Annotated in this window: 8 protein-coding genes and 1 tRNA gene; 1 reads left to right on the top strand and 8 read right to left on the bottom strand. The window is 61.0% G+C overall.

The genetic code is table 11. The features are described from left to right. Window positions 1–179: 179 nt before the first annotated feature. The 8 genes from ACTF58_RS13235 to dapF all read right to left on the bottom strand — a co-directional run bounded on the left by ACTF58_RS13235 (window position 180) and on the right by dapF (window position 7,216). Entirely contained in the window at window positions 180–965 is a 786-nt protein-coding gene (locus ACTF58_RS13235) for a cytochrome c1 (protein WP_438992438.1), read from the bottom strand. A gap of 17 nt (window positions 966–982) precedes the next feature. After that, a complete protein-coding gene (petB, locus tag ACTF58_RS13230) occupies window positions 983–2,308 on the bottom strand; it encodes a cytochrome b (protein WP_438992437.1) in 1,326 nt (441 codons plus the stop codon). Window positions 2,309–2,319: 11 nt separating this feature from the next. Beyond that, window positions 2,320–2,880: a ubiquinol-cytochrome c reductase iron-sulfur subunit gene (gene petA / locus ACTF58_RS13225; protein WP_438992436.1), complete on the bottom strand. Its 561-nt coding sequence runs from the start codon at window positions 2,878–2,880 to the stop codon at window positions 2,320–2,322. 282 nt (window positions 2,881–3,162) lie between these two features. Then, window positions 3,163–3,765 (bottom strand): glutathione S-transferase, encoded by a 603-nt coding sequence (locus ACTF58_RS13220; RefSeq protein WP_438992435.1) that lies wholly within the window; start codon window positions 3,763–3,765, stop codon window positions 3,163–3,165. 66 nt (window positions 3,766–3,831) lie between these two features. Next, complete coding sequence (locus ACTF58_RS13215) at window positions 3,832–4,452, bottom strand: FMN-binding negative transcriptional regulator (RefSeq protein WP_438992434.1); 621 nt, start codon at window positions 4,450–4,452, stop codon at window positions 3,832–3,834. A gap of 3 nt (window positions 4,453–4,455) precedes the next feature. Continuing rightward, a complete protein-coding gene (locus tag ACTF58_RS13210; protein WP_438992433.1) occupies window positions 4,456–5,100 on the bottom strand; it encodes a glutathione S-transferase in 645 nt (214 codons plus the stop codon). Further along, window positions 5,100–6,362, bottom strand: a complete 1,263-nt coding sequence (gene mtaB, locus ACTF58_RS13205; protein WP_438992432.1) for a tRNA (N(6)-L-threonylcarbamoyladenosine(37)-C(2))-methylthiotransferase MtaB — start codon at window positions 6,360–6,362, stop codon at window positions 5,100–5,102. Before mtaB ends, ACTF58_RS13210 begins: the two co-directional genes overlap by 1 nt. After that, window positions 6,359–7,216 (bottom strand): diaminopimelate epimerase, encoded by an 858-nt coding sequence (gene dapF / locus ACTF58_RS13200; protein WP_438992431.1) that lies wholly within the window; start codon window positions 7,214–7,216, stop codon window positions 6,359–6,361. Before dapF ends, mtaB begins: the two co-directional genes overlap by 4 nt. 67 nt (window positions 7,217–7,283) lie before the next feature. On the opposite strand from dapF, the gene ACTF58_RS13195 reads away from it, so the two are divergent. After that, window positions 7,284–7,359 (top strand) — tRNA-Lys (locus tag ACTF58_RS13195). Window positions 7,360–7,544 lie beyond the last annotated feature (185 nt).

Raw genomic sequence — 7,544 nt, 5'->3', positions numbered from 1 at the left:
CCCCCCCCCCCCCCCCGCCCCACCGCGATGCCAAAGGCAGCGCAAAACCTCAGGCTGATGCCAAGGCTGGTGCCAAGGGTGTTGGCCTGCGCAGAGCACTAAAGAAAACCCCCCGCCTCAAAGGAGCGGGGGGTCATATTTTCAAACAGATAAGCCAAGGCGCGCACGGCGCTTGTGGCTTAGTCTTTCTTGGGCTTGTGAGGTGCCCAGAGGCGTTTGTTTGTCAGGTAGAGCAGCGAGGCAAGGATCGCGAGCATCAGAACGCCGATGAAGCCTGTTTGCTTGCGCGCCATCATTTTTGGCTCGGCGGTCCACATCAGGAAGGCTGACACATCTTCGGCAGCATGGTGCTCGGAGTTGCTATGGCCGTCGTTGAACTCGAACTGGTCTTCATAGAGCGGTGGCGCCATAGCGATCCATCCGCCCGGGAAGGCTTTGTTCTCGTAAAAGACTGTGCCGTTCTCTTCCTTCTCTTCGCCTGTGTAGCCTGTGAGGATCGAGTAGATATACTCGGGGCCGCCCATGCCTTTGAAGAGTTGGTTCATGCCCGAGCCGTAGGGCCCGTGGAAGCCAGCGCGCTTTTTGGCCATCAGGGACAGGTCAGGCGCGTTTTCAAGCGACGAACCGGGGAAGTGATCTGTCGGGATCGCGTCGCGGTCGTCATCCAGCTCGGCATCATAGACCGAGAAGTTTGACGAATAGGCGCGCACTTCAGCATCCGAGAAGTGCGGGCCGCCCTCGTCGCCCAATGTGCGCAGCGGCACATACTTGAGGCCGTGGCAGGCAGCGCAAGATTCAGTATAGACCTGAAGCCCGCGCTGGAGCTGGTTTTGATCAAAGGCGCCAAACGGGCCTTCGAAGGAGAAGTCCACATCTTCGACGTGGCCCGCTCCGCCCGCGGCAAGCGCACCGCCCGTTGAGAGGGCGAGGGCTGCGACTGCGGAGAGTGCAAGTTTCTTAAACATTGGTCCCTTGTCCTTTCTTATTCGGCCGGTGTGGCGCTTTTGGCGCCATAGTGGGCTTCGAAGTCTTCTTCGATTGTGTTCGGCATTGGCAGCGGTTTCTCGATCACGCCAAGGAGTGGCAGGATCACGAGGAAGTAGCCGAACCAATAGGCCGAGGCGATGAGCGACCAGGTCGCATAGGGCTCTTCGGCTGGCATTGCGCCGAGCCACATCAGGATGATGAAGTCGACAACCAGCAGCCAGAACCACCATTTAAACATGGGGCGGTAACGGCCCGAGCGCACGCGCGAGGTATCGAGCCATGGCACGAGGGCCATCACGATGATCGCGCCGAACATGGCCAGAACACCGAAGAACTTCGCAGTGATGATGCCGCCTGTCAGCCAGTTGGCCGCGATCACGATCCAGACTTCTGACGTAAAGGCACGCAGGATCGCGTAGAACGGCAGGAAATACCACTCGGGAACGATATGCGCCGGTGTCACGAGGGCGTTCGCCTCGATGTAGTTGTCGGGGTGGCCGAGGTAGTTTGGCATGAAGCCGACGATTGCCCAGAACACCATCAGGATCACCGCAAGCGCGAAGAGGTCCTTGATCACGAAGTAGGGCCAGAACGGCAGCGTGTCTTTCTCGGCTTCTGCTTTGGAGTCGGTGCGCACCGGAACACCCGTCGGGTTGTTGTTGCCCGTGGTGTGGAAGGCCCAGATGTGGACCATCACCAGAGCGGCAATCACGAAGGGCAGCAAGTAGTGCAGCGAGAAGAAGCGGTTGAGCGTTGCGTTATCAACGGCTGGTCCGCCGAGGAGCCATGTTTGCAGCGTTTCGCCCACAAACGGGATCGCGCCGAAGAGGCCTGTGATAACGGTTGCGCCCCAGAAGGACATCTGACCCCAAGGCAGAACATAGCCCATGAAGCCTGTCGCCATCATCAGAACGAAGATGAGCATACCGACAATCCAAGTCACCTCACGCGGCGCTTTATACGAGCCGTAGTAGAGGCCGCGGAAGATGTGGATATAGACCGCAAAGAAGAAGAGCGACGCGCCGTTCATGTGCAGATAGCGCAGGAAGTGGCCGCCGTTTACGTTGCGCATGATGTGCTCGACAGAGGCGAAGGCCATGTCAACGTGCGGTGTATAATGCATCGCGAGGATGATGCCTGTGATGATTTGCAAGGCAAGGCAGAACGCCAAGACAATGCCCCAGATCCACCACCAGTTCAGGTTTTTTGGGGTCGGGATCATCAAGGTGTCATAAAGCAGGCCTACGATGGGCAGGCGCTTGTGAAGCCATTTTGCACCATCACTTGATGGCTCGTAATGGTCGTGTGGAATACCAGACATTGCGCGCTTCCTTATCCGAGGATCAAATCGTCGCCTTCAAAGGCGGCGACTGGAATGAGAAGATTGAGAGGGGCCGGACCTTTGCGGATACGGCCTGATGTATCGTAGTGCGAGCCGTGGCAGGGGCAGAACCATCCGCCGTAGTCACCAGCGCCATCGCCGATTGGAACGCAGCCGAGGTGCGTGCAGACGCCGACCATAACAAGCCATTCGCCGGCTTCGTCCATGGCGCGGTTTTCGTCGCTTGCGTCGGCGTCGAAGTTGTTATTGTTCTGGGACGTCTGGTCGATTGTCAGCTCGTCCAGTGTCACGGCGCGGGCCGCTTCGATTTCTTCAGCGGTGCGGCGGCGGATAAACACAGGCTTACCCAGCCACTTCACAGTGAGCTGCGTGCCAATTTCAATGCCTGAGGTGTCGACGCGAATGGACGACATAGCCTGAACATCGGCGGATGGGTTCATCTGATTGACCATGGGCCAGACGGCAGCGCCTGCGGCGACAGCACCAGCACCAGCGGTGGCGTAGTAGATAAAATCTCTACGTGTGCCTTCGTGATCTTCTGCGTTGGACACGAGCATTCTCCATTTTTCTCAGGCGTAAGTGCCTATACGGGATACGGACCGCAGATTCCTGCAGCCTCTTGCGGGCGTTCTTAAACCCGCTTTTCGCGCAGGTCTAGCTTAGATTGGTTACAGATACGTTGTGTCGCGGTCTAAAAGCGTGGCGCGGGGCGCGCCGGGCGTTTGTTTTGGAGCCTGTGAGCGCGTTGCGGGGTGTGTTCTTGAGGCTCTGGCGCGCGCTTTGCAGCCTGTCTGTCCCGCAGAGGCCCTGCGCCCTGCGGGACAAGGCGCGGCTTAGGCGGGCGCTGTGGCTTTCATGCTCTCGCGGTCTTGAAAAGCTTCGTTCCACTTGGCGAGCGCATCGACGCCTGTGCGCCAGCCGTGCGCGTCGTGGCGCAGATCAAGGTAGCCAAGGGCGCAGCCAACGGCGATGTGGCTGGCGTCAAACGGGCCGGCGAGGTGGCTCATCCAGCGGGCGTTGATCACATCAAGCGCGCTGCTGATTTTGCCCCACTGGGCGTTGCACCAGACGTCTGACTGCTGTGCTTCGGGGCGCACGCGGCCTTCGTAGGTGATCAGCACGGCGGCGTCCATGATTGCGTCGGCCATACTTTCCAGCGTGAGCACCTCCCAGATGCGCGCCTCGGGGTAGAGGCCGCTTTTGGCCCGCGCGTCCAGAAAGCGGGTGATCACGCGGCTGTCGTGCAGCGCGGGGCCGTCAGGGCGGATCAGCGCGGGGATCTTGCCTGTCGGGTTGGCGGCGCGCACATGGTCTGGGGTGTTGATCGGGGTTGTGCCCGCCTCAATCACCTCAACGTCGTTTGACTGGCCTGTTTCGTGCAGAACGACGTGCACTTTGCGCACGAAGGGAGAGGCGGCGGAAGAGATGAGTTGCATGATGTGTGTCCTGTTGGCGTCTTGTTCGGCGCTCACGTTAGGGGCGCGGCGCGGCGCTGTCTAGCGTCAGGCGGGCGGCTTGCGCATGAGGGCGGCGAGGGCTGCGGCCTCTTGCCCGAGGCCTGCGGCTTCGGCCCCGTCTGCCCCGCCAAGGCGGGCAGCGTCCGGCTTGTTCTGGCCGAGCTTCCATGTGCCTTCGACGGCCTCTATGGAGAGGCGGAACGGGACGATCTGGCGCATCATTTTGGCGAGCACATCAGGGGTCATTTTGCCCATGGTCCATTCGGGCTTGGGCGCAAGGCGGGCCTCAAACCGGGCCGAGAGGCGCGCAAGGACGACTTCAAGGGCGCTGTCTGGCAGGCGCTCGAGCGTGCCTGTGAGGTGAACGGCGACGTAGTTCCATGTCGGGACCTGATCGGGGAGGTCATACCAGTCGGGCGAGATGTAGCTGTGCGGGCCTTGCACGGCGAGGCGCGCGGGGGTGGGCTCTTTGAGCGCGCGGGTGATTTCGGTGGAGCGCACGAGGTGTAGCTCGGCCTGTGTTCCGTCCTCAGAAAGCTGAAACGGGATATGGCTGATCAGGGGTGCGCCGTCTGTGCTGAGGCTCAAAAGGCCGAAGCTCTGTTCGCGGGCGAAAGCGATGTTTTGCGCGTCGGCGGCGGAGCGAAAGGCGGGGTTCGGGTGCATGGGTCAGCTTTCGGGGAAGGGGTGGCCTGCCTCACAGGGCTGCCACGGCGGATATTTTAGCATGATGGCGGCAAAGCGGTCTGAGGCCTTGAAGGCGGCGAGCCAGCTTTGGACCGCTGGCCAAGGCTCGGCCGCAAACCATGTTTGGTCGATATGCGCGAACTGGCGCACGAAGGGCAGGATCGCCACATCAGCAAGTTTGGGCGCGGTGCCGAAGAGCCACGGGCTTGCGCCAAGCTGGGCCTCAAGCGTGGCGATAAAGGCGCTGGCCTTGGCGCGCTCTTCCAGCGGGTCGCTGTCTTGATAGCGGGTGGCGTATTTGCTGCGGTCGAGCGCAGCCTTGAAGGGGCCGTCGCATTCGGCGATCAGCGCATGGCCAAGTGGGGGCATATCGAGAAGCGCCTCGGGGTCGTTTTGGCCGAGCGCCCAGAGCATGATATCGAGGCTTTCGTCGATCTGCTCTGCGCCAAGGTCAAGGCAAGGCACGGTGGCGCTCTTTGAAGCAGCTAGAAAAGCCTCTGGTTTGTCGCGTAGCACTATTTCGCGCAGGCTGACCTGCTGTTCGGCGGAGGCAAGGCCGAGACGGGCGCGCATGGCGTAGGGGCAGCGGCGGAACGACCAGAGGACAGGGCGCTCTATGGGCAACATCAGAGCGCCTCGGCGAGAAGCACGCCCGCGTCCTGCCCTGTGATACGCCCGCTGACAAGCGCGCCTTCGGTTTGGGGGGCCGCAAAGCGCACTTCAGTGAACTGTTCGGTGCGGCCCATGTGAGGGTTTTCCATCAAGATAGAATGTTGGCGGCCCTGCTGCGTGGCGAGATGCGCGGCGACGCGGCGCTCGCCTGCGGCGCGCAGGGCAGCGGCGCGCTCTTTGATGGCTTTGCCGTTCACAGCGGGCATCCGCGCGGCGGGCGTGCCCTCGCGGGCAGAGTAGGGGAAGACGTGTAGCCACGTGAGCTGGCAGTCGTCCACCAGCTTGAGGGAGTTTGCGAAATGCGCCTCTGTCTCGGTGGGAAAGCCAGCTATGATATCCGCGCCGAAGGTCATCTCGGGGCGCAGCTTGAGGGCCTCTTCGGTGAAGCGGATCGCGTCGTCGCGCAGGTGCCGCCGCTTCATGCGCTTGAGGATCAGGTCGTCGCCGTGCTGAAGGCTGAGGTGCAGATGGGGCATCAGGCGCGGCTCTGTGGCGATGGCTTGCATGAGGTTGTCATCGGCCTCGATACTGTCGATCGACGAGATCCGCAGGCGGGGCAAATCGGGCACGAGCTTGAGGATACGCATGACCAAATCGCCAAAGCGCGGGGCGGCGGGCAAATCAGCGCCCCAACTGGTGAGATCAACCCCAGTGAGGACAACCTCGTTGAAGCCGCGCCCGACGAGGCGCTTGATCTGTTCAACCACAACGCCCGCTGGCACGGAGCGAGAGTTGCCACGGCCATAAGGAATGATGCAGAAGGTGCAGCGATGATCGCAGCCGTTCTGGACCTGCACATAGGCGCGCGAGCGGGTGCCGAAGCCGTCGATCATATGGCCGGCTGTCTCTGTGACCGACATGATGTCGTTGACGATGACTTTTTCTGTCTCGCCGATGAGGTCAGGCGCGAGGCTCTGCCATGTGTCGGGCTGCATCTTTTCATGGTTGCCGACAACGCGGGTGACTTCGGCCATGGCAGCGAATGTCTCAGGCTCGGTCTGCGCGGCGCAGCCTGTCACAATAATGGGCGCGTCAGGATTTTCGCGGGCGAGCTTGCGGATCTCTTTTTTGGCTTTGCGCACGGCCTCGGCTGTGACGGCGCAGGTGTTGATCACCTGCACATTGCGCAGGCCTGCGGCTGTGGCCAGCTCGCGCATGGCCTCGCTCTCATAGGCGTTGAGACGGCAGCCGAGTGTTGTGAACTTGGGCGCGCTCATGTCAGACGCCACTGCCCGTCAAAGACATGGGCGCTTGGCCCCGTCATCCAGACGCCATCCTCGCGCCAGTCAATAAAGAGCGTGCCGCCGTCCAGATCAACGCGCGCCTTGCGCCCGCTGAGAAGGCCACGTCGCGCAGCGGCCACAACCGTGGCGCAGGAAGATGTGCCCGAGGCCTCTGTCAGCCCTGCGCCGCGCTCCCAGACGCGCATTCTGATGTGATCAGGGCCGACAAGGCTGGCCCATTGGACATTGGTGCGCGCGGGAAAGAGCGGGTGATGCTCATAGGTTGGGCCAAGCTCTGTGACGGCGACAGCCTCGGCATCCTCGACAAAGAAGGTGCAATGGGGGTTGCCCATGCCGGTCGCCGTGGGGGCGCCTTCTATCGGCAAGGCCAGCGTGTCGACGGCTTTGGCGAGGGGGATCTCGTCCCACTCCAAAAGCGGCGCGCCCATGTTGACCGAGGTGAGGCCCTCGCCTGCGTCAAGCGCGTAAAGATCGCCGCGCTCGGTTGTGATGTGCAGCTTGGTCTGACCCGTCTCGGCAAGAATATGATGTGCAATGCAGCGGGTGGCATTGCCACAGGCGCCAGCGGTGGAGCCGTCGGAGTTCCAGAACGTCAGATGCAAATCGCCTGTGGGAGAATCGCTCAGCTCTGCGAGCTGGTCGAATCCGACCCCGCGGTGTCTGTCGCCCATGGCCTTTGCGAGCGCAGAATCGACACGCAAACCGCGCCCGCGCGAGTCGATTATGACAAAATCATTGCCCAGCCCGTGCATTTTCATGAAGGGAATATGTGTCTCGCGCGTGTTCATAGGGCGCATATACGCCGCCGCTGCAATATAATCCAGCATCAGCCTCACTTTCCGCGATTTTCGGGGTTGACCGCCCCCCTCTCTCTTTCTAGATAGGCCGCCTAGTGGGCCGTTAGCTCAGTTGGTAGAGCAACTGACTTTTAATCAGTAGGTCGATGGTTCGAACCCATCACGGCTCACCACTTTATCACGATAAAGTAACGACTTAGGCGCCTTCGGGCGCCTTTGTTGTTTCTAACGGAAAGTTATAAACTGTTATAAACACCGGTTGAGAGGTTTGGGCGCAGATTCGAGAACACATCTGAGTGCATCTTCATATGCGCTGGTTCCTTTTGAGTAACTGCTTACAACTCAACAAAATGCTAAA

This window comes from Lentibacter sp. (genome assembly GCF_965657785.1).
Taxonomy (GTDB): Bacteria; Pseudomonadota; Alphaproteobacteria; order Rhodobacterales; family Rhodobacteraceae; genus Lentibacter.
This window is presented reverse-complemented; position numbering and strand designations above follow the sequence as displayed.

Coding starts and splice junctions, on each gene's coding strand:
- ACTF58_RS13235 (WP_438992438.1), bottom strand. CDS start 965: ATGTTTAAGAAACTTGCACTCTCCGCAGTCGCAGCCCTCGCCCTCTCA.
- petB (WP_438992437.1), bottom strand. CDS start 2,308: ATGTCTGGTATTCCACACGACCATTACGAGCCATCAAGTGATGGTGCA.
- ACTF58_RS13220 (WP_438992435.1), bottom strand. CDS start 3,765: ATGCAACTCATCTCTTCCGCCGCCTCTCCCTTCGTGCGCAAAGTGCAC.
- ACTF58_RS13215 (WP_438992434.1), bottom strand. CDS start 4,452: ATGCACCCGAACCCCGCCTTTCGCTCCGCCGCCGACGCGCAAAACATC.
- ACTF58_RS13210 (WP_438992433.1), bottom strand. CDS start 5,100: ATGTTGCCCATAGAGCGCCCTGTCCTCTGGTCGTTCCGCCGCTGCCCC.
- mtaB (WP_438992432.1), bottom strand. CDS start 6,362: ATGAGCGCGCCCAAGTTCACAACACTCGGCTGCCGTCTCAACGCCTAT.
- dapF (WP_438992431.1), bottom strand. CDS start 7,216: ATGCTGGATTATATTGCAGCGGCGGCGTATATGCGCCCTATGAACACG.